This window comes from Citrobacter sp. Cf132, from assembly GCF_030333885.1.
Lineage (GTDB): Bacteria > Pseudomonadota > Gammaproteobacteria > Enterobacterales > Enterobacteriaceae > Citrobacter > Citrobacter freundii.
Genome location: NZ_JAOWFA010000071.1, coordinates 18,083 through 41,459, shown reverse-complemented (window position 1 = coordinate 41,459; position 23,377 = coordinate 18,083). Strand labels below are relative to the sequence as shown.

Annotated in this window: 22 protein-coding genes; 18 read left to right on the top strand and 4 right to left on the bottom strand. The window is 52.5% G+C overall.

The genetic code is table 11. The features are described 5' to 3' along the window. Positions 1-26 precede the first annotated feature (26 nt). The 15 genes from OGV85_RS20820 (at position 27) to agp (ending at position 15,369) form a co-directional block, all read left to right on the top strand. A complete protein-coding gene (locus OGV85_RS20820; protein ID WP_061547841.1) occupies positions 27-1,907 on the top strand; it encodes a protein-disulfide reductase DsbD family protein in 1,881 nt (626 codons plus the stop codon). After that, the gene (locus OGV85_RS20815) at positions 1,904-2,527 is read left to right on the top strand and encodes a DsbA family protein (protein WP_003035975.1); all 624 of its coding nucleotides are present in this window, start codon (positions 1,904-1,906) and stop codon (positions 2,525-2,527) included. Before OGV85_RS20820 ends, OGV85_RS20815 begins: the two co-directional genes overlap by 4 nt. Further along, the gene (locus tag OGV85_RS20810; RefSeq protein ID WP_048219147.1) at positions 2,517-3,023 is read left to right on the top strand and encodes a protein disulfide oxidoreductase; all 507 of its coding nucleotides are present in this window, start codon (positions 2,517-2,519) and stop codon (positions 3,021-3,023) included. The genes OGV85_RS20815 and OGV85_RS20810 overlap by 11 nt, the downstream gene beginning before the upstream one ends. 195 nt (positions 3,024-3,218) lie before the next feature. Continuing rightward, positions 3,219-3,971 (top strand): NADH:ubiquinone reductase (Na(+)-transporting) subunit C, encoded by a 753-nt coding sequence (gene nqrC / locus OGV85_RS20805; protein WP_061547842.1) that lies wholly within the window; start codon positions 3,219-3,221, stop codon positions 3,969-3,971. Between the two features lie 272 nt (positions 3,972-4,243). Further along, the gene (locus OGV85_RS20800) at positions 4,244-6,193 is read left to right on the top strand and encodes an FTR1 family iron permease (RefSeq protein ID WP_048219145.1); all 1,950 of its coding nucleotides are present in this window, start codon (positions 4,244-4,246) and stop codon (positions 6,191-6,193) included. 29 nt (positions 6,194-6,222) lie between these two features. After that, positions 6,223-6,750: an iron transporter gene (locus tag OGV85_RS20795; RefSeq protein WP_003035987.1), complete on the top strand. Its 528-nt coding sequence runs from the start codon at positions 6,223-6,225 to the stop codon at positions 6,748-6,750. A 200-nt stretch (positions 6,751-6,950) separates the two neighbouring features. After that, positions 6,951-8,330 (top strand): Fe-S-containing protein, encoded by a 1,380-nt coding sequence (locus OGV85_RS20790; protein ID WP_016149897.1) that lies wholly within the window; start codon positions 6,951-6,953, stop codon positions 8,328-8,330. A 2-nt stretch (positions 8,331-8,332) separates the two neighbouring features. Continuing rightward, positions 8,333-9,616 carry an ABC transporter permease gene (locus OGV85_RS20785; RefSeq protein ID WP_003836819.1) on the top strand — a complete coding sequence of 428 codons (1,284 nt, stop codon included), beginning with the start codon at positions 8,333-8,335 and terminating at the stop codon, positions 9,614-9,616. Further along, the gene (locus tag OGV85_RS20780; RefSeq protein ID WP_003836818.1) at positions 9,606-10,736 is read left to right on the top strand and encodes an ABC transporter permease; all 1,131 of its coding nucleotides are present in this window, start codon (positions 9,606-9,608) and stop codon (positions 10,734-10,736) included. Before OGV85_RS20785 ends, OGV85_RS20780 begins: the two co-directional genes overlap by 11 nt. 4 nt (positions 10,737-10,740) lie before the next feature. Continuing rightward, complete coding sequence (locus OGV85_RS20775) at positions 10,741-11,436, top strand: ABC transporter ATP-binding protein (protein ID WP_003836817.1); 696 nt, start codon at positions 10,741-10,743, stop codon at positions 11,434-11,436. Next, positions 11,423-11,908 (top strand): TlpA family protein disulfide reductase, encoded by a 486-nt coding sequence (locus tag OGV85_RS20770; RefSeq protein WP_003036003.1) that lies wholly within the window; start codon positions 11,423-11,425, stop codon positions 11,906-11,908. The genes OGV85_RS20775 and OGV85_RS20770 overlap by 14 nt, the downstream gene beginning before the upstream one ends. Positions 11,909-11,932: 24 nt before the next feature. Then, on the top strand, positions 11,933-12,421 hold the full coding sequence (locus OGV85_RS20765) for a hypothetical protein (RefSeq protein WP_003036005.1): 489 nt from the start codon (positions 11,933-11,935) through the stop codon (positions 12,419-12,421). Between the two features lie 86 nt (positions 12,422-12,507). Further along, positions 12,508-13,263, top strand: coding sequence for a sulfite exporter TauE/SafE family protein (locus OGV85_RS20760; RefSeq protein WP_061547843.1), 756 nt, complete (start codon positions 12,508-12,510; stop codon positions 13,261-13,263). A 69-nt stretch (positions 13,264-13,332) separates the two neighbouring features. After that, positions 13,333-14,040, top strand: a complete 708-nt coding sequence (locus tag OGV85_RS20755) for an ArsR/SmtB family transcription factor (protein WP_048219141.1) — start codon at positions 13,333-13,335, stop codon at positions 14,038-14,040. A gap of 87 nt (positions 14,041-14,127) precedes the next feature. Then, complete coding sequence (gene agp / locus OGV85_RS20750) at positions 14,128-15,369, top strand: bifunctional glucose-1-phosphatase/inositol phosphatase (protein WP_048219139.1); 1,242 nt, start codon at positions 14,128-14,130, stop codon at positions 15,367-15,369. Between the two features lie 38 nt (positions 15,370-15,407). Here agp and OGV85_RS20745 read toward each other — a convergent pair whose 3' ends face one another. Next, complete coding sequence (locus tag OGV85_RS20745) at positions 15,408-15,635, bottom strand: YccJ family protein (protein ID WP_003036015.1); 228 nt, start codon at positions 15,633-15,635, stop codon at positions 15,408-15,410. Positions 15,636-15,655: 20 nt separating this feature from the next. Continuing rightward, positions 15,656-16,252 carry an NAD(P)H:quinone oxidoreductase gene (gene wrbA / locus OGV85_RS20740; protein WP_003036019.1) on the bottom strand — a complete coding sequence of 199 codons (597 nt, stop codon included), beginning with the start codon at positions 16,250-16,252 and terminating at the stop codon, positions 15,656-15,658. 386 nt (positions 16,253-16,638) lie between these two features. Between wrbA and OGV85_RS20735 the strand changes: the two genes are divergently transcribed. The 3 genes from OGV85_RS20735 to rutR all read left to right on the top strand — a co-directional run bounded on the left by OGV85_RS20735 (position 16,639) and on the right by rutR (position 18,585). Beyond that, positions 16,639-16,812, top strand: a complete 174-nt coding sequence (locus OGV85_RS20735; protein ID WP_003036022.1) for a con-10 family general stress protein — start codon at positions 16,639-16,641, stop codon at positions 16,810-16,812. Positions 16,813-16,973: 161 nt separating this feature from the next. Beyond that, complete coding sequence (locus OGV85_RS20730) at positions 16,974-17,888, top strand: DMT family transporter (protein ID WP_003036024.1); 915 nt, start codon at positions 16,974-16,976, stop codon at positions 17,886-17,888. A 58-nt stretch (positions 17,889-17,946) separates the two neighbouring features. Beyond that, positions 17,947-18,585 (top strand): HTH-type transcriptional regulator RutR, encoded by a 639-nt coding sequence (gene rutR / locus OGV85_RS20725; protein ID WP_003036026.1) that lies wholly within the window; start codon positions 17,947-17,949, stop codon positions 18,583-18,585. On the opposite strand, the gene OGV85_RS20720 is transcribed toward rutR, so the two are convergent. Both OGV85_RS20720 and putA read right to left on the bottom strand, forming a co-directional pair. Beyond that, on the bottom strand, positions 18,582-18,977 hold the full coding sequence (locus OGV85_RS20720) for a lysozyme inhibitor LprI family protein (protein ID WP_003836811.1): 396 nt from the start codon (positions 18,975-18,977) through the stop codon (positions 18,582-18,584). The two genes, rutR and OGV85_RS20720, sit on opposite strands and share 4 nt — an antisense overlap. A 59-nt stretch (positions 18,978-19,036) precedes the next feature. Then, positions 19,037-22,999, bottom strand: a complete 3,963-nt coding sequence (gene putA / locus OGV85_RS20715) for a trifunctional transcriptional regulator/proline dehydrogenase/L-glutamate gamma-semialdehyde dehydrogenase (protein ID WP_061547844.1) — start codon at positions 22,997-22,999, stop codon at positions 19,037-19,039. Positions 23,000-23,377: the final 378 nt, after the last annotated feature.

The following is a 23,377-nucleotide window of genomic DNA, read 5'->3' as shown; positions in this document are numbered from 1 at the left end:
TAGATAATTATTCACGGAGAAAAACTATGATGACTGTTTTCAGGCAGACACTGCTCTGTCTGTTATTGCTATGGCTGCCCGTATCCTGGGCGGCTGAACCCGGCTGGCTGCGTTCACCCGATAACGATCACGCCAGCGTGCGGTTACGCGCTGATACGTCCGCTGGCGGTGAAACTCGTCTGTTGTTGGATGTCAAACTGGAGGACGGCTGGAAAACCTACTGGCGTTCTCCGGGCGAGGGGGGCGTTGCGCCTGCTATCGCCTGGAAAGAGGAAATGCCTGCGGTCGACTGGTTCTGGCCAACCCCAGCTCGTTTTGAGGTCGCCAATATCACTACCCAGGGGTATCACGATAAGGTGACGTTCCCGATGGTGGTGCGAGGTAGAGCGCCCGCCACGCTCAGCGGCGTTTTGACGCTATCCACCTGTAGCAACGTTTGCCTGTTGACGGATTTTCCTTTTTCCGTAACGCCCACAGCCCAGGACCCGACTTTTGCACATGACTATGCTCAGGCGATGGGACAGATCCCACTTGCCAGCGGCCTGACCGATGCTCTGAGCGCCGGCGCACGGGCGGGAGAGATAGTCGTCGAGGCTCACCGTGCGGGAGGCTGGACTGCACCAGGGCTGTATCTGGATGCTGTTGATGATGCGGATTTTGGCATGCCGCAAATCCATGTTGAGGGGGAGACATTACGCGCCACGGTACCTGTACATGACGGTTGGGGAGAAGGCGCGCCGGATCTGCGTGGTAAGTCAGTCACCCTGGTGCTGGCAGATAACGGTGTTGCCCAGGAAAGTCGTCTTGCGATTGGCGAAGCCCCGGTTGTTGAGAACGCCTCACTCCCACTGTGGCAAGTGGTGCTAATGGCGCTGCTGGGCGGTTTGATCCTCAATCTGATGCCCTGTGTGTTACCGGTTCTGGGCATGAAGCTGGGCTCGATTTTGCTGGTCGAGGAAAAAAGTCGTCGCCAGGTCCGTCGTCAGTTCCTCGCATCGGTAGCCGGAATACTTGTCTCATTTATGGCTCTGGCTCTATTGATGACGGTGCTGCGTTTAACCAATCAGGCGCTTGGCTGGGGGATCCAGTTTCAGAATCCATGGTTCATTGGCGTGATGGTACTGGTGATGCTGACGTTCAGCGCCAGCCTGTTCGGGTGGTTTGAATTCCGACTCCCTTCTGCGATGACTACCACGCTGGCGACTCACGGCGGCAACGGTCTGTCGGGACATTTCTGGCAAGGTGCATTTGCGACGCTGCTTGCTACGCCGTGTAGTGCCCCGTTCCTTGGAACGGCGGTGGCGGTGGCATTGACCGCTTCGCTGCCGACATTGTGGGGATTGTTTATCGCACTTGGGCTGGGAATGAGCTTACCGTGGCTGCTGGTGGCTCTGCGTCCCGGTCTGGCGCTGCGTTTGCCGCGGCCAGGACGCTGGATGAATATGTTGCGGCGTCTGCTCGGCGTGATGATGCTGGGTTCCGCTATCTGGCTTGCGACGTTGCTGCTCCCGCATTTCGGGTTCGTAGGGCAAAGCACCGGCAAAGAGAGCGTGAACTGGCAACCGCTAAGCGAGCAAGCTATTGAGGATGCGCTGGCGCAACATAAGCGCGTGTTCATTGACGTCACAGCAGACTGGTGCATCACCTGTAAGGTAAACAAGTTCAACGTCTTGCATAAAGATGACGTACAGGCCGCATTGCAACAGCCGGATGTGGTGGCGCTGCGCGGCGACTGGACACTCCCTTCTGAAGCCATTACCGAATTTCTAAAAAAACGCGGCCAGGTTGCTGTGCCGTATAACCAAATTTATGGCCCCGGTCTGCCGGAAGGCCAGGTGTTACCCACGTTGTTAACCCGCGATGCGGTACTGCAAACGTTGAACGATGCCAAAGGAGTTACCCCATGAAGATGATGATTGTTCTGCTGTTAACCCTGTTTTCTGCCGTCAGTATCGCGAAAGAGCCTGCACCGTTTACCCCGGAACAGGAAAAGCAAATTGAAGCATTAATTCAGGAAGCCCTGTTTAACGATCCCAACAGCCCGCGGATTGGCGCAAAGCAGGCAAAACTGACCCTGATAAACTTCACCGATTACAACTGCCCATACTGCAAGCAGTTGGATCCAATGCTGGAAAAAATTGTGCAGAAATATCCTGACGTGGCGGTAGTGATCAAACCGTTGCCGTTTAAAGGTGAAAGCTCGGAACTGGCGGCGCGGACCGTGCTGACGACATGGCATCAGCATCCGCAGCAGTTTCTGGCGCTACATGAAAAACTGATGCAGAAGAAGGGCTACCATACCGATGTCAGTATCAAACAGGCGCAGGAAAAAGCGGGGGCCAGTCCGGTGACGCTGGACGCCCAAAGTGCTGAAACGCTGAGCACTAACCTGCAACTGGCGCGACTGGTGGGTGTACAGGGAACCCCCGCAACGATCATTGGTGATGAACTTATTCCCGGTGCGGTGCCGTGGGAAACCCTTGAGGAAGTGGTAAAAGAAAAACTGGCGGCGGCCAATGCTCAGTAAACTGCGCCGCTGGTTGCGCGAAGGGCTGATCTTATTGGCACTGTTGGCGGGGGCGATGCTGCTGATGGATGCCTGGCGCGCGCCGCAGCTCCCTGCCTCTTTTGACAGCACGCCTTTACAAACGCTGGATGGTGAAACCGTCACGCTGGCGGCGCTCAGCAAAGACGAGCCAGTGTTGCTTTATTTCTGGGCGAGCTGGTGCGGCGTATGCCGCTTCACAACGCCGGAAGTCGCCAGGCTGCGCTCGGAAGGGGAAAATGTGATGACCATTGCGTTACGCTCCGGAAATGAAGCTGAGGTATCTCGCTGGCTGTTGCGTAAAGGCGTGGAATTTCCGGTCATCAATGATGCGAACGGGGCTATTTCCCGCAGTTGGGCGATTAGCGTCACGCCCACGTTGGTGGTGATGTCAGAAGGTCGGGTGGTATCAACCACCAGCGGCTGGACCAGCTACTGGGGCATGAAACTTCGGCTGTGGTGGGCGAAAATATTCTGATATTTGTGCCGGGGGAGCCCGGCATTTTTTTACGATAAAAAGGTAAGAAAAACATGTTGTTCTGATATTTGATCCTAAAGCTACACACTAATAGTTATATATTTTTGATTTTTTTCTGTAGTTGCAAATTCACAAGGATAATGGCATATCTGATGATGTTTTAAATATCTTATTTCTCGCAGGGATTATAGAATAATGCGCAAGGGTAAAGTTATTGTTATATCAATGATGTTTTTTTGTATCCTTATTTTTATTGCTGCTATTGTCTGGTTTATGATGTATCAGGGGGAACTCACTGAACCTACCAGTGAAGAGAAATATGCCGCCATTCTGCATGCTTCAGGCCTGTTGAAATCAGATGAGCACGATAAAAAAACAATTAAAAATTTGTATCAACGTTATATTTTAGCGCGTAAGGTTAATCTGGATTCCGGTGAATGGGTAGCTGATGACGTCCAGACGCAGGGATGTAAAAAACTCGCTCCGGAACATGATCCCGCGAAGATCCATCAGCGCTGTACTATTGCAGATGTATATCTTGTAAAAGATAAAAGTAATAAAATTCAACAAATTATACTCCCTGTTTTCGGTGGGGGTGCGAAGTCAATGATGTATGCCTTTCTGGCTCTTGACCCAGACGGACGTACGGTTAAAAGCCTGTATTACTATCAGCAGCGGGAAACTCCTTTTTTGGGAGCCAGAGTGGAAGATGAAAGTTGGCGCAAGCAATGGCCGGGTAAAAAAGTGGTTGATAATAACTGGATGCCAGCGCTAAGAATAACTCAGGAGAAACCAGAGAATATCGATGAATATACAGTGGATGGTATTTCTGGCGCGACCCTGACATCGAATGGGGTTGAGAGAAGCATCAACTACTGGACAGGCGAACAGGGTTACGGCCGTTTTTTGCAACGGATTACTAGTGGTCCTGATATAATAGTTCCCTGATCACTTTTGTCTTAAATAACGTTTATCTTCATACTCACTGTTGGCCTCATTTGCGTCAGTGAGTATGGGGCAACTCTATTCCATATCACCGATAAATTCTCCTGTATTGACGGCATCACTAATCAATCCCAAATGTCTCAGTTTCGTATTCATCACATTTTCATGAGATAAATTTACATAACTTGTTACCCGTTGACATTTTTATGATCCAGGTCATGTACAACGCAAGCTAAAATCGATAATGATAATAATTATCATTTGTATTTTACGGGATGCGTACCGTGCGTAAGTTCTGTGTTTTCCTGCTGACCACTTTGTGTAGCTTGCTTGTAAGCCTTCATGTATGGGCCGCAACAAACTATGCTCCATTCATTGAGGATATTGAGCAACGTCTTGATAAAACAGCAGAACTTTACTCTCAGCAACAAACTGATGAAGCGCGGCGAACGGTGCAAATGGCCTACTTTGAGGTATTTGAAAACCTTGAAGGTCCTATTCGAATCAACATTTCCGCCAGCAAAAGTTATGAGATGGAAAGCGCTTTTGGTGAGATCCGTCGCATGATTGGCGCAAAAAAATCGCTCTCTGACGTGCAGTCTAAAATCGACTGGCTCAAAGCCTCGCTGCGCGAAGTTGAACCTGTGTTAGATGGCGGACATCGCCTGGTTGCCGAAGAGCAGCACAATGCGTTTTCCAGGACAGATATCGCCGTACACTGGCAAGAGAGTTTTCGTGTTATCGACGATTTGTTGGCCCAGGCAGTAAATAACTATCAGGCCGGGAATTTAAGCGTAGCCAGCCAAAACGTTCAACAAGCGCACTATCAGGGTTTTAAAAACTCAGAGATGGAAATGTCGGTCAGACAGAATCGATCGGCAAAAGACGCTGCTGCGATTAACCAGCAATTTTCTGCGTTGATTGCGCTCACCGCAGAGCCAGATCGCCTTAATGATGTCTCTTATCAGGTCACTACGTTGTTACAGGATATTGAGGATCTTCTGCCTGGTTTGCCTACTACCCGTGACGAACAGCAGGTCACGGCGGTGCAAAATACGGGGAATACGCCCACGACACAGGATGATATAGCCCGCGCAGACTGGGCTGCCGTCTCGTTGGGTATCCATCAAAGTATTCAGAAAGCGATTGCCCGTTACCAGGAGGGCGATGCGAAGAATGCCATTCTGGATGTGCAAGACAGTTATTTTGACCGCTTTGAAGCTAGCGGTATGGAAAACAAAATCGGTTCTCGCGATTCGGCGTTTAAAACCTCGCTGGAGGCTTACTTCACGCGTCTGGTTAGTCTGATGAAAGCGGGTCAGCCAGTGGAAAGACTCAACGCCGAAGCCAGCGCACTGGAGCAGGATTTACAAAAAGCGGTGGTGATGTTGGGAGAAGGAGTAGAAACCCAGTGGAGCCTGCTGCTCTACAGCCTGATGATCATTGTCCGCGAAGGACTGGAGGCCCTGCTTATTGTGGCGGCCATCGTGGCTTATATGGTGAAAAACAATCACCAGGATAAGCTTCCGTTAATTCGCCAGTCGGTGATTGTTGCATTATTCGCCAGCGTCATTACCGCTGTGATATTCCAACTCCTGTTCACGAATTCCGGCGCCAGCCGAGAACTGCTGGAAGGCGTAACGATGCTGATTGCCGTCGTCATGCTGTTCTTCATGAGCTACTGGTTACTGTCTAAAGTCGAGGCTCGCCACTGGAAAGCATGGCTGGAAGGGAAACTGTCCCACTCACTTTCCCGTGGTTCACTGGTTGGACTGTGGCTTACCAGTTTCCTGGCGGTTTACCGCGAAGGGGCGGAGACCGTGCTGTTTTACTACGCCCTGATCGGGGATGCGAATGATATTTCTGGGCATATGGCGATTGCGGCAGGTTTTGTTATCGGCTGTGTTGTTCTGCTGGTCGCCTGGCTCATTATGCGCTACTCGGTTGTACGCCTGCCTTTGAAGCCGTTCTTTATGTTTACCGGCAGTTTTATGTACCTGATGGCCTTTGTATTTGCGGGCAAAGGGGTTCTGGAACTGGTGGAAGGTAAGCTGTTCCAGCCAACGTTGATTAACGGCTTCCCCGAAATCAGTTGGTTGGGAATTTATCCCTACGTGGAAACGTTATTACCGCAGGCCATATTGCTACTTGCGGCGCTGGCGGCGCTGTGGGTGATGCGGAGGAAAAGCACTGTTCCTGGGGAAACGATAAAAACTAATCTATAGCTGTTATTTGAGACGAGAGGATATGTCTGATGACCATGAAGAAAACCCTGATTGCCAGTGCAGTGATGGCCGGTATTTTCACTGCTCCGGCAGCGTTTGCCTTTAAGGAGTATCCGGCAGGTGAGCCTGTCACCATGAATGAGATGGAACTGGCCGCTGTTTACCTGCAGCCAATCGATATGGAACCGCGTGGCATGGGATTACCGGCAGCAAAAGCCGATATTCACCTTGAGGCGGATATTCATGCCGTGGAAGGCAGTAAAAATGGTTTTGGCGCAGGCGAGTGGATCCCTTATCTGACTATCAGTTACACCTTGATTAACAGTGATACGGGTGAAAAACAAGAAGGTACGTTCATGCCGATGGTTGCCAGCGATGGCCCTCATTACGGTGCGAACATCAAAATGATGGGGGTGGGTAACTATAAAGTGACCTATCACATCGAACCGCCGTCAAAAGCAGGTATGCACCGTCATACAGACAGTGAGACCGGCGTTGGTCGTTGGTGGAAACCATTTGACGTGAGTTATGAATTTAAATACGTCGGCCTGAACTAAGCGCTTTTCCATCAGGCTGCTTGATTTGCCATTTTGGACCGGGCAGTGCTCACAATCTTACGTACGAAGTGTACCCACGATTTGTTTTGCGCTGCTCATGTCTTAACTGACCGCGAACTTATCCCCCTGATGGGCTGGCTCTAAATTATCGATGTACCTGGATAGTTACATCATTCAATCCGCCGTACAGAGTCGATGTTATGAGTTATTTTTTTGTCACGACGCTACAGGTTTTTTTCTGCATTGCGCTGCTCTCCGGGGTTCTCTGGAGTCGCATCGATCCCCCTTCTTTGCGCCCACTCGTCTGGACCTTACTCACAGGTTTAATCGTTGGCGTGCTGGTGGGACTTACCCTCCGTGGCTCGCAGCCAGTGCAATTGTTGCTGGTTGGAACAGAAGTGATGATTACGCTGCTGTTTGTGTTGAGCTTCTGGTGGGTATCAAAGCGCATTCGCTACCTGTGGCAGGGGATTTTGGTGTTTGGCGCAGCCCGACATTGGGCTTTGGATCCCAATCTCGGCGGATTAACCAGCACCCATGTGCTAAATACCGATCTGCTGTTGAATCTGACGGCAATGCTATTGGCATTTGCGATCCTCTGCCTGGTTGGGGTACTGAGCGCCATGCTGTTGCGTCGTATTCGTGGACTCTACTGGCCGTTGACGCTGATTCTGATGGTCATGATTTGGCTGCCATTAAGCGGTAATTTGTTGCTACTGCTAATGAAACTGCAGGTGCTACCGCTGGCGAAATCGCTATTGAGTTTCGTGGCCAAAGTGACAAACAACGCGGCGATGTATAACTGGTTGGGGGCCGCCCTATTACTTGCTCTGGCACTGTGCTGGGTACCGGCGTTGTTATGCGCGTTCCGCCAGACGCGTAAAGCCGATGAGCCGATTGCTTATCGACTGGCGCTGGCGCATCGTCGAAATGCGTTTCGTCTTTGGCTGGTCACGCTAGGTTGTGCGGTGGTGGTGATCGCCGGACAACTGTGGTGGGAAAAAGTCGCCTCTCAACCGCCGCAGTTGTCAGAAGCCATTCCGGTACAACTTGCCAGTGATGGCATGGTTCATCTGCCAATAGAACGACTCCGTGATGGCAAGCTGCACCGCTTTGTTTGGGTGGCTGATGATGGTAAAGCGGTACGTTTTTTCGTGATTAACCGTTATCCCGACAAGTTGCGTTTGGGGGTAGTTTTTGATGCCTGTCTACTGTGCGGCGATCAGGGTTACGTGATGGAAGGTAATCAGGTTATCTGCGTGGCATGCGGGGTACACATTTTCATTCCTTCGATTGGTAAACCTGGTGGTTGCAATCCTGTGCCAATTGAAAACTGGCGTAATGATGAGAAAGAGCTGGTGATCCCAGGTAAAGAGCTGGCTGCTGGCGTGAATTACTTCTCGACGGTCATGACCATCAAGGTGACCGACCCGGTTGATGGTTCCACATTGACCAATACTTCTGCTGACTACAAATACAGCTATGGTGGCAAAACCTGGTTTTTCTCGTCCGAGGCCAATTACGATCGCTTCCGTAAAACCCCGGAACAGTTCGTCCCTGCTGAATTGAGGGAGGAGTAACAATGCTGTGGAGAATGTTACGACAATCCTGGGGGCGTAATCTCCGACGCAAGGGGCTGGCTATTATGACCGTCTTTCTTGCGTCCAGCCTTATCTCCGCCCTGCTGGCGGTGTCGATTGATATTGGCGATAAAATGTCCAGAGAATTGAAGTCCTATGGTGCCAATATTTTGATTGAACCTGCCGGACAGGCGGCGCTTCCTGCACTTTTCAGTGAAAACAGTAATCCACTATCAGGACAGGATTTCCTTGATGAAGCGGAACTCCCCAACATTAAGGATATCTTCTGGCGCAACAACATTGTCGGCTTTGCCCCTATGCTTGGCGGTGATGTCGACGTTAACGGCAAAGAAGTACGTATTCTCGGCACCTTCTTCAGCCAACCGGTAGATATTCCAGATGAAGAAGGGTTTGAGACGGGGCAAAAAACGGTAAGCCCGTTCTGGCAAGTGACAGGCCACTGGCCGCAAGAGCCTGCTGGTGATGCTCCTCAAACACTGGTAGGGCATGCGTTGGCACGACAAACGGGCTGGAAGCCAGGCGATAAACTGGTGATCCGTACCAGCAATACAACGTTGAATGTGGCCGTCAGCGGCATTCTCTCCAGCGGCGGGGACGAGGATAACCAACTGGTTATGCCGTTGAGCACGGCGCAAACGTTGCTGGATTTACCCGGCAAAGTACAGGCCATTCGTGTCTCAGCGCTGACGGTGCCGGAAAATGAATTGTCGCGTAGGGCGCGTGAAAATCTCGATGCACTGAATGCTGAAGAGTACGACCTTTGGTACTGCACTGCCTATGTCTCGTCCATTGCTCATCAACTGGAGGAGGCTATTTCCGGTGCAGAAGTTCGCCCTGTGTGGCAGGTTGCTGCATCTGAGGGGGTTGTAATCGATAAAATTCAGTTGCTGATGGCCGTAGTGACCGTCGCAGCACTGGCAGCTTCGGCTATGGGAATTGCGTCACTTATGACCAGCACCATTATGGAACGCGCTAAAGAGATCGGCCTGATGAAGGCGCTTGGCGCGCATCAGTGGCAAATCATGCTGTTGTTCTATCTTGAAGCCGCGTCCAGTGGACTGGCCGGAGGGGCATTGGGATGTGTTGCTGGATGGGGAATGGCGAAAGCGATTGGCCTGATGCTATTTGATGCGCCATTGAATTTTGCCTGGATTGTGGTGCCATGTGTATTGGTTATTGCGGTCCTGATTGCCCTGATTGGCACCTGGTTCCCGGCCCGCCGTATTGCCCGCCTGTATCCTGTGGAGGTGCTGTATGGCCGCTAAACGTACGATGCTCTGGTTGCTGGTATGGCGGGCACTGCGTCTGCGTTTTCAGCGAGTTAGCGTAGTATTTGCCGCATTGATGGTCGGGGCGACCATTGTGACCGCGCTATCTGCGGTGTGGTTCGACATCAATACCAAAATGAGTGAAGAATTGCGGACCTTTGGCGCAAATTTCTACATCGGGCCAGGCCATGGCTCCGGCATGCCGCAGCAAGCGTTGCAGACTATTTTAGATCAGGCACCGCAAGGCCTGGTTCACGGAGCCAGTCCTTGGCTTTACGGTATGGCGCGTACCGAGCTGGAGAAGGTGGTGATTGTCGGCGTGTGGTTTGAATCCTTGCAAAAGCTGGTGCCGTACTGGCAGGTTCAGGGGAATTGGATTGGTGTCAGCTTTGACGATCGCAATGCGATGATTGGCATCAAATTGGCTGAGCGTCTTAACGTCCAACCGGGCGATAACATCATCCTGGTGGATCACAATCAGCGCAAAAACTTACAGATAAAAGGCATTGTTGAAGCCGGTGATGCGACAGATAACATGCTAATTGTGAGTCTTGAAGTGGCGCAGGCGTGGTTGCATCAGCCCGATAAAATCAGCCATGGGCTGCTGAGTGTCAGTAACGATGTCGGTCAGGTGGAAAACTATGCCAGCCGATTGCAGGCTCAATACCCGGATCTGGAGATCCGTCCAATACGGAAAGTCTCCGCATCAGAAGGACAGGTACTGGATAAAATAAAAGGGTTAATGGGGCTGGTATCGGTTGTGATCCTTGCGCTGTCATCTTTGTGTGTGAATACCACGTTGATGGCCATTGTGGGTGAGCGGGCAAGGGAATTTGCGCTGCAAAAAGCGTTGGGGGCCAGCAACGGTGATATTGTCCGGCAAATTCTCCTTGAAACCTGCATTATCGCGCTGGCTGCAGTGGTTTGTGGGTGGATCTTAGGGTACATGTTGGCCCAACTACTGGGACTGACTGTATTCAATGCCGCAATATCGCTACGCTGGCCAGTGCTGCCCATCACCCTGACATTATCTTTACTGGTCGCCATTCTGGCGGCGATTGTTCCGGTCCGTCGCGCGGTTAGCATCGAACCCGCAAAAGTGTTGAAAGGAGAGTAACGCCATGTCCGTTGTGCAGACCCCATCAATGGCGATTGAAACCCGCCATTTATATAAACGGTTCGGCGATGTTACCGCCTTAGATGACATCAACCTGCAAATAGTGCAGGGGGAGTTTGTCGCGATTATGGGCGCTTCTGGTTCGGGTAAAACGACACTGATGAATATTCTGACCTGCCTGGACACCGCGACAGAAGGTCAGGTGTTTTTAGATGGGATTGATGCTGCCGCACTGGATGAAGAGGGGCGTCGCCGTTTTCGCGCTGAGAAAATAGGGTTGGTATTCCAGCAGTTTCATCTGATCCCGTTTTTAACCGCGCTGGAGAATATCATGCTGGCGCAACACTACCATAGCGTGGTAGATGAAGCGGCGGCCAGGAAGGTTCTGGAACAAGTCGGTCTTGGGCATCGAGTAACGCACCTGCCGAGTCAACTTTCTGGGGGAGAGCAGCAACGGGTGTGCATTGCCCGGGCGCTGGTCAATGAGCCGCCGGTGATTTTTGCCGATGAACCTACGGGTAACCTCGATGAAGAGAATGAACAGCGGGTGTTGGATCTACTCACTGACCTGCATCGGCAGGGGCGCACGATTGTGATGGTGACGCATAATCCGGCGCTGGGGTTATTTGCCGATCGTATTATCCGTTTGCAGCATGGCAAATATCACGGTGAGGAGGCTAATCAACATGCGCTGGATTAACGTATTAACTTTCGCCATTTTGGTTCTGATTAGTGGATGTAAAGAAGAGAAGTTGGTGGTTGGGCAGCAAGCCCCGGCGCTGGCAACATTCGACCTGCAGGGGGGGAAGGCTGGGCTTGAGCGCTGGCGTGGAAAGGCTATTTATCTAAACTTTTGGTCGGCGGGATGCGGTGGCTGTCTTGCCGAAATGGACGCGCTGGAAGCGCTAAGTAAAAAGTGGGGCGATAACGTTGTGGTCGTGGCTGTGAATACCGATCCGGCAACGGTTAACATAGATGACTTACTGGCGAAACATCAGGTTTCTTACCCGGTACTCCGCGATCAGCTTAAGATTTCCCAGGAACGCTATCAGGTCATCGGCACGCCAACCTCTGTGTTAATTGACAGGGATGGTCGTGTACTGGAATTACACCAGGGGATGCGGAAACCGCCTGAGTTAGATGCAACGTTTGCGCGACTGGCCGCCCGATGAACGCGATACAAAGAGAAACACTATATGGCATTCAGGTGGAATAAAGAGAGTCTGGCCGTCCTGCGTGAAAACGCAGGCGTTCTCACGACGGAGCAGATTGCGGGGATGCTTCACACTAATATTACGGTTGTGCGCAATATGGCGTATCGACTGAAACTCAGCCTGCGGGTATCCGCCTACAATCAAAAACGTATTGAACAGGTACAAACACTCTATACGTCTTCTGAACCACTAAATCTGAAAGAGATTGCTGCAAAAACTGGACTGACATTCAGTACGGTGCAATACATTGTGTATGTGAAATTAAAAAGTAAACCATATACCAAACGGGAATACGTTTCCTTTGAAACTGATGATGCGGTTCATTATCGGATACAACGAGAGTTCATTGATACTGAGCGTTCCCTTTTACACAACATCCCAGATAACACGCGCTTTCATCAATTGTATTTGACAGATGGAACCTTATATTGTGCACGCAATATCCGCAGCGAAGTGATTATCTGCGAATAATTGAATGGCATATTTCGTCAACCGACGAAGCAAGTATTCATAGTTGCGTTTAATCTGGCTTATCTTTTTTTGTGGGAAAATAAAGAATGGCCAATGTATACGCATTTGAATCCTCCCTGGTGATGATGATTGCCGCCACATTTGTCCTCGCCGGGATGGTGAAAGGCGTTACGGGTATGGGGTTACCTACCGTGGCGATGGGGATCCTCGGATCGCTTATTTCACCGGTTGCGGCGGCGGCTATGCTGCTATTGCCTTCGCTGATAAGCAATTTGTTCCAGTTTGGCGGTGGTGGAAATACACGCCAATTACTCAAACGACTGTGGCCAATGCTGCTGACAGTGGTAGTGGCGACTCTGCTTGCCAGCGCCTGGATTACCGGGGGCGACACCACCCGAACTCAGTTTGCGCTCGGCGTGGCGCTGGTGGCCTACGCTATCTGGACGCTGGCGGGAAAGAAAATCACGGTGGCCCCGCAGCGTGAAAAACCGTACTCCTTCGTTATTGGATTTGTGACCGGCTTATTGACCGGCGGAACCGGGGTGTTTGTGATACCCGCCGTACCCTGGATCCAGTCCCTGGGCTTTGAGAAAGATGAACTGGTACAGGCGCTCGGGATCTCTTTTACCTTTTCGACCCTGGCATTGGCGCTGGGTCTGTGGTGGCACAACGCGCTGCCCGTACAATCTTTAAGCTTGTCGGCTTTGGCCATTGTTCCTGCACTTATTGGCCAGTGGATAGGAACCCGTGTGCGAAGGGTTATTTCTCCGCTCGTGTTTAAACGCTGTTTTCTGTTTTGTCTGGTCGGGTTGGGTACAGAGATGATGCTGCGTGCTATGTGACCGGTTCGGTGACTTTGCGCGACTTTCATGGCATCGTTAATTCAGTGATTCAGGGGCAATGAGGTCGTTATGGCATCCGTGATGTTACATGAAGAAGAGGGCGATCTGGAGTCGAGAATGGCGCTTACTGCGGCGGCAATGGCCGATAAGTCGCGCTCGCGTATGCTGTGCGCCCTGATGGATGGCCGTGCCTGGACCGCGACCGAGCTCAGCGCTGTGGCGGATGTGTCCGCGTCGACCGCCAGCGCGCATCTCGCGCGTCTGTGCGAACAACGCTTTGTTGTGGCGTTGGCGCAGGGCAGGCATCGTTATTTTCGCCTTGCGAGTCCCGATATCGCCGAACTGCTGGAGCGCCTGATGGGCGTGGCGTGGTGCACATCCGTACCACGAAAAATTACTACGCCGCTAAGCTTGCGGCATGCCCGCACCTGCTACGACCATCTCGCCGGAGAGGTGGCGGTAAGGCTGTTCGATACGCTGGTTTCCCGCCAGTGGTTAACGCCGGATGGCGAAACGCTGACGTCACTTGGACGGGAAAAGCTGGCGCTGATGGGGATTGTCCTCACTGCTGGCTCATCCCGGCGGAAGTTAACCTGCGGTTGTCTGGACTGGAGCGAGCGACGTTATCATCCTGGTGGTGTGCTTGGCGCAACGTTGCTGCGCTGGTTCAGTGAACAGCGATGGATAAAAACAGTACAGGGCAGCCGCCACGTCATCTTCACACCTCTTGGCATTCGTAAACTCGAAACCGAGTTTGGTGTTAAAACGACACGCTAGATGGTCTGTTTTGCGAAAGCGTTCCCGGAAATATGTCATATTTCTGTCACACTCTATTGTGATTGATAACAACAAGAGGTCGTAGGGATGAATAAATCGTTAATCGCCGCAGCCGTGGCAGGGGCTGTATTATGGTCAACCGCCGCGCAGGCGCAGACCGCGCCGGAAGGGTATCAGCTTCAACAAGTATTGATGATGAGTCGGCATAACTTACGTGCACCTTTAGCCAATAATGGCAGCGTTCTTGAACAGTCCACCCCCAAGCAATGGCCAGAGTGGGATGTCCCCGGCGGACAACTCACCACCAAAGGCGGTGTGCTGGAAATCTATATGGGTCACTACATGCGAGAGTGGCTGGCAGAGCAGGGGATGGTGAAATCGGGCGAATGTCCGGCACCGGATACGGTTTATACCTATGCTAACAGCCTGCAGCGCACTGTTGCTACGGCGCAGTTCTTTGTCACCGGCGCTTTCCCTGGTTGCGATGTTCCGGTCCATCATCAGGAAAAAATGGGCACCATGGATCCTACCTTTAATCCGGTGATCACCGATGATTCCGCCACCTTCAGCCAGCAGGCCGTTCAGGCCATGGAGAAAGAGCGTAGTAAAATGCAACTCAACGATAGCTATCAGTTGCTTGAGCAAATGACCGACTACAAAGACTCTCCATCCTGTAAAGAAAAACAGCAGTGTTCCCTGACCGATGCCAAAGATACGTTCAGCGCGAAATATCAGCAGGAGCCAGGCGTATCGGGGCCGCTGAAGGTGGGGAATTCGCTGGTCGATGCCTTCACGCTGCAGTATTACGAAGGCTTCCCGATGGACAAGGTTGCCTGGGGCGAGATTAAATCGGATCAGCAGTGGAAGGTTCTGTCGAAGCTGAAAAATGGCTATCAGGACAGCCTGTTCACCTCCCCGGAAGTGGCGCAGAACGTCGCCAAACCTCTGGTGAAATATATTGATAATGCGCTGGTTACTGAACGCGCGAAAGCACCGAAAATAACCGTGCTGGTGGGACATGACTCAAACATCGCTTCGCTGCTCACCGCGCTGGATTTCAAACCATACCAGCTTCACGATCAGAACGAGCGTACACCGATTGGCGGGAAGATTGTCTTTCAGCGCTGGCATGACAGCAACGCAAATCGTGATCTGATGAAAATCGAGTATGTGTATCAGAGCTCGCTGCAGTTGCGTAATGCAGACGTTCTGACGCTGAAATCCCCAGCGCAGCGCGTAACGCTTGAGCTGAAAGGATGTCCGATAGATGCGGATGGTTTTTGCCCGATAGATAAGTTCGACAGCGTGCTGAATGAGGCGGCTAAATAAAAGAAAAACTCCCCCGTGTTCGCGGGGGAGTCTGAGCGCTAGACGTTTTTACGTTCGATAGTCTGTTCACCCCAAAAGAGCGAATCTTTGTCTGTTTTTTCAAAGGCTTTGATGAGTACCTCATCGCTACCTTCTTCCCAAATTTTTTCCGCCAGTTTCTCGTCATAATGTGCGACTTCAAAAATGGCTTCGGCTATTTCCGGCGATGTATTGCGCAGACTTGCCCATTCGCCGACGCGATGGGCTTTCGCTTCTTGAGTTGGCATTCGAATCCTCCTGTTGAAGATTAGCCGTTGAGTTTTACTGCCAGACCTGCGACATATTCACCCTGATAGCGGGCGATAGATAATTCTTCCTGACTTGGCTGGCGGGAGCCGTCGCCTCCGGCAATGGTGGTTGCACCGTAAGGGGTACCGCCGCGAACTTGAGAGACATCAAACAGCTCTTGCGCCGCGTAACCGATAGGCACAATCACCATCCCATGGTGGGCAAGCGTAGTCCAGGTTGAGGTAATGGTTTGTTCCTGACCGCCGCCGGTTCCCGTTGAGCTGAATACGCTGGCGAGTTTGCCGTACAGAGCACCAGAGGCCCACAGCCCGCCAGTCTGATCGAGGAAGGTACGCATCTGACCGGACATATTGCCAAAGCGCGTGGGGGTACCAAAAATGATGGCGTCGTAATCAGCCAGTTCTTGCGGGGTTGCGACTGGTGCGTTTTGTGTTTTGCCGCCAGCCTTAAGGAAAATCTCAGGCTGCATGGTCTCTGGTACGCGCTTAATAATCACTTCCGCGCCATCTACCTTATTTGCGCCTTCTGCGACTGCATGGGCCATAGTTTCAATGTGTCCGTACATGGAATAATAAAGCACCAGAACTTTTGCCATTTTACACTACTCCTCGAGTTAACCGTGTCCGTAGCGACTCGCTACCTACCTTTAAAGATATGACGTACTGTCAGGAGTGCAAATTTCACAATCACTTCTTTGATTTATAACAATTTTTACAACAACCTGCTTTGTAGCAAAATGATACATATTTAACTGGGGTGAATTCGGTAGTCATAAGAAAGACTTATTGATTTCTTAGGGTGATTATTTCTTTGGCACTCCTGATCCTGTTGCAGGATATTACAGTTAGCGTCTGCCCAGTCCACGCTTCACTATGCTTAATCCCACGCAGTTATTTTCAGGGCCTCGCCCGTAACGCTGCGTGAGGTATCACTCCTCAGTACCTATGCAATATGATGTCTAATCAATGACGGAGGTCAGTAATGGCAAACCATCGGGGCGGTTCCGGCAACTTTGCGGAAGACCGCGAAAGAGCATCAGAAGCAGGTCGAAAAGGTGGCCAGCACAGCGGGGGCAACTTTAAGAATGACCCGCAACGCGCTTCAGAGGCAGGCAAAAAAGGGGGCAAAAATAGCCACGGCAACAACAAATCGTAATTGTCGGGCTATCTGTCAGATATGTCGTGACGCCTGAGCGTCAGAGACAGACGTTACGTAGCCACCGCCGCCGGATCCTTCCGGCGGTTTTTTTTGTCTGCAAGGTTGAACTGTAACAAAACGCAACGCAGACTAATGACATTCAGTTAATCGGGTGTCTCATGTCATTACTCTCTCGTTATTCCTTTTCTGTTAAACCTCAGGAAGCGATCCTCATTGTGATCACCATGTTCTGGGGTGGCACGTTTCTGGCGGTGCAATATGCCGTTACCCTGAGCGGGCCTTTTTTCTTTGTCGGTGTGCGTTTTGCCACTGCCGCGCTGGCGGTCGCGATTTTGTCGTTACACACACTGCATAAGCTGACATGGCTGGAAGTCAAAGCAGGGGTGGCAATCGGTATCGCCATTGCGCTGGGCTATAGCCTGCAAACCTGGGGGCTACAGTTTATTCCCAGCAGTAAATCGGCGTTTATTACCGCGATGTACGTTCCGTTGGTACCGCTTTTACAATGGCTGTGTCTGGGGCGCATGCCTGGACTGATGCCGTGCGTCGGTATTGTACTGGCCTTTATCGGATTGATTTTTCTTGCCGGACCGGGAGGTAATTTACTGGCTTTAGGCGAAGGCGAGTGGATCACGCTCGCCGGTGCGGTGGCGATTGCGGCAGAAATTATCCTGATTAGCGCGTGGGCGGGAAAAGTGGATGTACGGCGGGTAACGGTAGTGCAACTGGCAACGGCTTCGATAGTGGCGTTTATTGCGATGGGACCAGCCGGAGAGACCGTGCCGCCAATGTCTACCGGATTGCTGGTGGTGGCACTGGGGCTGGGGATTTTCAGCGCGATTATTCAGGTCACCATGAACTGGGCGCAGCGTAGCGTTTCGCCGACGCGCGCGACGGTTATTTATACCGGTGAGCCGGTGTGGGCGGGGATCTTTGGCCGTCTGGCGGGTGAACGCTTACCGCTACTTGCATTGCTTGGTGCGGCATTCATTATTGTTGGCGTGCTGGTCAGCGAGCTAAAGTTCAAAAAGAAAAAAGCGCAGCCGCAAGAGGCGCCTCCGGAATCGCTTTAATTTAACCATTCACCGCGTGATTTGGTATGCTGACGCCCTCACAAGAAGGAGAGGGCGCATGGTCCAACGCGCAGAGAAAAAAACAGGTAAGCGTTCGCAGGCCGTCAGTGCAAAACGCCAGGCCATATTAACCGCGGCATTAAATATCTTCTCCCAATATGGGATCCACGGCACGCGCCTGGAACAGGTGGCAGAACAGGCTGGCGTGTCAAAAACCAATTTACTTTATTACTACCCGTCAAAAGAGGTGCTTTATATTGCCGTTTTACGGCAGATCCTCGACATCTGGCTGGCTCCATTGAAAGCTTTTCGCGAAGATTTTGCGCCGCTGGTGGCCATTAAAGAATACATTCGCCTTAAGCTGGAAGTGTCGCGCGATTACCCTCAGGCATCACGGCTGTTTTGTATGGAGATGCTGGCCGGAGCGCCTTTATTGATGGCAGAATTGGAGGGGGATCTCAAAACGCTAATTGATGAGAAATCCGCGCTGATTGCCGGTTGGATCAAAAGCGGAAAACTGGCTCCGGTCGATCCGCATCATCTGATTTTTATGATTTGGGCTTCAACTCAGCACTACGCCGACTTTGCCCCACAGGTAGAGGCGGTGACAGGCGCAACGCTGCGTGATGAAGCCTTTTTTAACCAAACGGTCGAGAGCGTACAGCGGATGATTATTGAAGGGATCCGCGTGCGTTAACTGGCCGGTGGTAAAGGGCAGCTTAAATCGCCTTCTTCACACTGCAAGAGCGAGGCGAGAAACGCTTCGCGCTCGTTGGTCTTATCCGTCAGGCACTGGCTGGTAATCATCGCCTGAACGCTACCGCCTTCGGTGCCAGAACTGAGTAATGCACAGTCCGCATCGCGCAAAGTTATCCAGGATATTTGCGCTTTTTTCAGTAAATCGCGCTGGGTTGGAGCGGCGCGCTTCAGCGCATTCTGATAAGTTTCATTAAGTTTGGCGTCGGCCGCCTTATACTGCTCTGCCGCACAGGTGTTCATCTCAATCTGCGTGTTCGCGTTGGCGCAGTCATCCGCCAGCGCCTGGCCGCTCAGCAGCAGCGCTGCACATGTCAGTACGATTCGTTTCATGCTTCCCTCTGGCTTCATAAAAAAAGGCCCCGTTACCGGAGCCTTAATTAACCACAACCTTAGCCGATTGTCATCAGGCTGGCGTTCCCGCCGGCTGCGGCGGTATTGACGCTCAGAGAGCGTTCAATGTACAGCCTCTCCAGCAGAATATTGCTCTCGCCACGGGCAAAGCCCTGGACCGACACAATCGCCCCTTCGCGGGCCGCCACTGCTTCACACAGTGCGCGAAGCTGATCGGAATCGCCGTGGAAAATAACGGCATCAAACGGCTGCGTGGCGATGTTGTCCGCTTTGGCAAATTGAATGCGCCCGGAGACCGCGGCTGGCAGGCGTTTTGCCAGGTCGCGATGGAACGTATCATCTGGCCACAGGATTAAGCTACCAACGGAAGTTACAGCGGCAACCTGTACCAGTGCATCCTGCTCATCATCGGCGATACACAGCACGCGTTCGCGCGGCAACAGCGTCCAGGTATTGCGCTCGCCGGTGGGTCCTGGCAGCAGGCGTTGCGTTCCGGCCTGCGCCAGTTCGCCAAACTGCTGGCAGAGCGCACGCAGTGCTGGACGGTCGGTTGCCCATTCGCTGAGCGCTTCCAGTGGTTGAACCAGTGCGGCTTTAAGCTGCGCATCGACCGGGTAGTCTGCATCCTGGCGGGCAAGGGTAATGCCTAACGCATTTTCCGGTCGGTTTGCCAGCAGGCGGTACAGATACAGCGGCCCACCCGCTTTTGGCCCGGTTCCTGACAAGCCTTCGCCACCGAATGGTTGCACGCCGACGACGGCGCCGACCATATTGCGGTTAACATACAGGTTCCCCACATGTGCTGAGCCCGTGACCTGGGCGATGGTTTCATCGATACGGGTGTGTACGCCCAGCGTCAGACCGTAGCCGGAGGCATTAATTTGCTCAATCAGGCTGCCCAGATTATTACGGGTGTAACGCACGACGTGCAGTACCGGACCAAACACCTCTTTTTGTAATTCATCGAAGCTTTCCAGCTCAATAAGCGTCGGGGCGATAAAGGTACCGGTTTGCCATTCCCGCGCATCGTCGCTATTTTCGCGCACGGCCTGGAACACCGGACGCCCTTTGGCGCGCATGGCCTGAATATGGCGCTCAATATTGGCTTTGGCTTCTTCATCGATAACCGGTCCAATATCGGTGGTCAGGCGGCCCGGGTTACCCATGCGGCATTCCGCCATCGCGCCGCGCAGCATTTTCAGCGTATGGTCGGCTACATCGTCCTGCAGACACAGGACGCGAAGCGCGGAGCAGCGCTGCCCGGCGCTGTCAAAGGCAGAAGCCAGGACGTCGACCACCACCTGTTCCGTCAGCGCGGAGGAGTCGACGATCATGGCGTTCATCCCGCCGGTTTCGGCGATAAGCGGGATTGGACGTCCCTGAGCATCCAGGCGGGTCGCGATATTGCGTTGCAACAGCGTGGCAACTTCCGTTGAGCCAGTAAACATGACGCCGCGTACGCGCTCATCGGAAGTGAGCTGCGCCCCGACCGTTTCGCCCTGACCAGGCAACAGTTGCACCACGCCTGGCGGTACACCTGCTTCGAGTAAAATGGCAATACCCTGGGCGGCAATCAGCGGGGTTTGTTCCGCGGGTTTTGCCAGCACGCTGTTGCCCGCCGCCAGCGCAGCGGCAATCTGCCCTGAGAAAATAGCCAGCGGGAAGTTCCAGGGGCTGATACAGACTACCGGCCCTAACGGACGATGGGTTTCATTATCGAAGTCATCGCGGACCTGACCGGCATAATAGTGCAGGAAATCTACCGCTTCGCGCACTTCCGCAATGGCGTTGCTGAAGGTTTTACCTGCTTCGCGCACCAGAATGCCAATCAATTGCTGCATCTGGCCTTCCATTAGAACGGCGGCGCGATGCAAAATAGCGGCGCGCTCTTGTGGCGGTGTGGCGAACCAGATCGGCGCGTTATTTACTGCGTTCTGCAATGCCTGTTCCACTTCGCTGTGAGTCGCTTCACGCACGTAACCGACAATATCTTTCGGTTCGGCCGGGTTGACGACTGGCGTCATTTCACCGTCAGCAACCGGATGTTCGAGTATTGGCTTAGCGTGCCATTTTTGCAGCGCGCTGTTGAGCAGGGCGGAGGACAGCGAGGCCAGACGATGTTCGTTAGCTAAATCCAGTCCGCCTGAGTTTTCGCGGCCTTTACCGTACAGGTCACGCGGCAGGGCAATCTTCGGATGTGGCAGACCAGCCTGGCCTTCCTGCTGCACCAGTTTTTCAACGGCTTCGACCGGGCAGGCTACCAGTTCATCCAGCGGCAGGGTCGTGTCTGCAATGCGGTTGACGAATGAAGTGTTGGCGCCGTTTTCCAGCAGACGACGCACCAGATACGCAAGCAGCGTTTCATGCGTGCCTACCGGTGCATAAATGCGGCATGGACGGTTCAGTTTGCCATCGGCAACTTTACCGGTGACCTGCTCATATAGCGGTTCGCCCATACCGTGCAGGCACTGGAACTCGTACTGACCCGGATAGTAGTTTTGACCGGCTAATTGATAAATCGCCGCCAACGTATGGGCGTTGTGGGTGGCGAACTGCGGGTAGATCAGATTCGGTACCGCAAGCAGTTTTTTCGCACAGGCCAGATAGGAAACGTCGGTGTACACCTTACGGGTATAGACCGGATAACCTTCCAGACCGTCCATTTGCGCACGTTTGATTTCGCTATCCCAGTAGGCGCCCTTAACCAGGCGGATCATCAGGCGACGGCGGCTGCGCGTGGCGAGGTCAATCAAGTAGTCGATAACATACGGGCAGCGCTTCTGGTAGGCTTGAATAACAAAGCCGATACCGTTCCAGCCCGCCAGTTCAGGTTCAAAACACAGTTTTTCCAGCAGATCGAGGGAGATCTCCAGTCGGTCTGCCTCTTCAGCATCGATATTGATACCGATGTCGTACTGGCGGGCCAGCAGAGTAAGCGACTTCAGACGCGGATAGAGTTCATCCATCACGCGGTCATACTGCGCGCGGCTATAACGCGGATGCAACGCCGACAGCTTGATAGAAATACCCGGCCCTTCATAGATGCCGCGACCATTTGAGGCTTTACCAATGGCGTGGATTGCCTGTTGGTACGAAACCATATAAGCCTGGGCATCAGCGGCGGTTAGAGCCGCTTCACCCAGCATGTCATAAGAGTAGCGGAAACCTTTTTCTTCCAGTTTACGCGCGTTAGCCAGCGCTTCGGCGATAGTCTCTCCGGTGACGAACTGCTCGCCCATCAAGCGCATTGCCATGTCGACGCCTTTACGCACCAGTGGTTCACCGCTCTTGCCGATAATACGGTTGAGTGAGCGTGAAAGGCTGGCTTCATTATGCGTAGAAACCAGACGACCGGTAAACAACAGTCCCCAGGTCGCCGCGTTGACGAAAAGTGACGGACTGCGTCCAATGTGCGACTGCCAGTTGCCGTTGCTGATTTTGTCGCGGATTAACGCATCGCGGGTTGCCTTATCAGGAATACGCAGCAAGGCTTCCGCCAGACACATCAGTGCGACGCCTTCCTGTGAAGAAAGGGAGAATTCCTGCAATAAACCTTGTACCATCCCGGCGCGGCCGCTGGCGGTCTTCTGGTTACGCAGTTTGTCGGCCAGGCTGTACGCCAGCTTGTGCGCTTGCTCAGCGATGGGTTGCGGCAGACGAGCCTGCTCCATCAGCATCGGCACTGCATCGGTTTCGGCGCGGCGGTACGCGGCGGTGATTGCTGCGCGGGAAACTGACTGCGGCAGGATCTGTTCGGCAAATTCCAGGAAAGGCTGATGCGCTTCATTCTGCGGCGTGGTTGACTCCTCACCCTCATTCGCGGCACCCGCCAGCAGGGCCGGTAGTTCAGGAAGCGCGTCGTTATTTTCCAGTCTTTCGAGATAATTAAAGATGGCTTGTTTGATCAGCCAATGTGGCGTGCGATCGATTCGTGATGCTGCTGTTTTAATACGCTCGCGAGTGGCGTCATCCAGCTTAACCCCCATCGTGGTGGTTCCCATGCCGTTTACTCCTGTTGTACTGAAATACGGGTCTGATAGTTACCGAGAAATATCCACTATGTTGCAACTTTGTGCAACCGTGTTAAATGTGACTTGGTTTGCAAGCTTGGAAATGAATGAGATGTTAATAAATATGAGTCTTATGATGTGGGCTGTAAAAATTACAGAATCTTTTTCTCTGCGGTAGTTAACACTTTTAAAAGGTGCAACCGAAAAAAATGTGAGAGAGTGCAACCTACAGAAAAATGCTATCTACTCTGGATCAAATTTGATGTAAATGGTGTGTTAAATCGATTGTGAATAACCATCGCTTCCGGCAGGATACGGTCGCCCTGGTCAACATAGATATCTTTGCCACGTTCCGGCAGGGTAATAAAA

Coding starts and splice junctions, on each gene's coding strand:
- OGV85_RS20820 (WP_061547841.1), top strand. CDS start 27: ATGATGACTGTTTTCAGGCAGACACTGCTCTGTCTGTTATTGCTATGG.
- OGV85_RS20815 (WP_003035975.1), top strand. CDS start 1,904: ATGAAGATGATGATTGTTCTGCTGTTAACCCTGTTTTCTGCCGTCAGT.
- OGV85_RS20810 (WP_048219147.1), top strand. CDS start 2,517: ATGCTCAGTAAACTGCGCCGCTGGTTGCGCGAAGGGCTGATCTTATTG.
- nqrC (WP_061547842.1), top strand. CDS start 3,219: ATGCGCAAGGGTAAAGTTATTGTTATATCAATGATGTTTTTTTGTATC.
- OGV85_RS20800 (WP_048219145.1), top strand. CDS start 4,244: ATGCGTACCGTGCGTAAGTTCTGTGTTTTCCTGCTGACCACTTTGTGT.
- OGV85_RS20795 (WP_003035987.1), top strand. CDS start 6,223: ATGACCATGAAGAAAACCCTGATTGCCAGTGCAGTGATGGCCGGTATT.
- OGV85_RS20790 (WP_016149897.1), top strand. CDS start 6,951: ATGAGTTATTTTTTTGTCACGACGCTACAGGTTTTTTTCTGCATTGCG.
- OGV85_RS20785 (WP_003836819.1), top strand. CDS start 8,333: ATGCTGTGGAGAATGTTACGACAATCCTGGGGGCGTAATCTCCGACGC.
- OGV85_RS20780 (WP_003836818.1), top strand. CDS start 9,606: ATGGCCGCTAAACGTACGATGCTCTGGTTGCTGGTATGGCGGGCACTG.
- OGV85_RS20775 (WP_003836817.1), top strand. CDS start 10,741: ATGTCCGTTGTGCAGACCCCATCAATGGCGATTGAAACCCGCCATTTA.
- OGV85_RS20770 (WP_003036003.1), top strand. CDS start 11,423: ATGCGCTGGATTAACGTATTAACTTTCGCCATTTTGGTTCTGATTAGT.
- OGV85_RS20765 (WP_003036005.1), top strand. CDS start 11,933: ATGGCATTCAGGTGGAATAAAGAGAGTCTGGCCGTCCTGCGTGAAAAC.
- OGV85_RS20760 (WP_061547843.1), top strand. CDS start 12,508: ATGGCCAATGTATACGCATTTGAATCCTCCCTGGTGATGATGATTGCC.
- OGV85_RS20755 (WP_048219141.1), top strand. CDS start 13,333: ATGGCATCCGTGATGTTACATGAAGAAGAGGGCGATCTGGAGTCGAGA.
- agp (WP_048219139.1), top strand. CDS start 14,128: ATGAATAAATCGTTAATCGCCGCAGCCGTGGCAGGGGCTGTATTATGG.
- OGV85_RS20745 (WP_003036015.1), bottom strand. CDS start 15,635: ATGCCAACTCAAGAAGCGAAAGCCCATCGCGTCGGCGAATGGGCAAGT.
- wrbA (WP_003036019.1), bottom strand. CDS start 16,252: ATGGCAAAAGTTCTGGTGCTTTATTATTCCATGTACGGACACATTGAA.
- OGV85_RS20735 (WP_003036022.1), top strand. CDS start 16,639: ATGGCAAACCATCGGGGCGGTTCCGGCAACTTTGCGGAAGACCGCGAA.
- OGV85_RS20730 (WP_003036024.1), top strand. CDS start 16,974: ATGTCATTACTCTCTCGTTATTCCTTTTCTGTTAAACCTCAGGAAGCG.
- rutR (WP_003036026.1), top strand. CDS start 17,947: ATGGTCCAACGCGCAGAGAAAAAAACAGGTAAGCGTTCGCAGGCCGTC.
- OGV85_RS20720 (WP_003836811.1), bottom strand. CDS start 18,977: ATGAAACGAATCGTACTGACATGTGCAGCGCTGCTGCTGAGCGGCCAG.
- putA (WP_061547844.1), bottom strand. CDS start 22,999: ATGGGAACCACCACGATGGGGGTTAAGCTGGATGACGCCACTCGCGAG.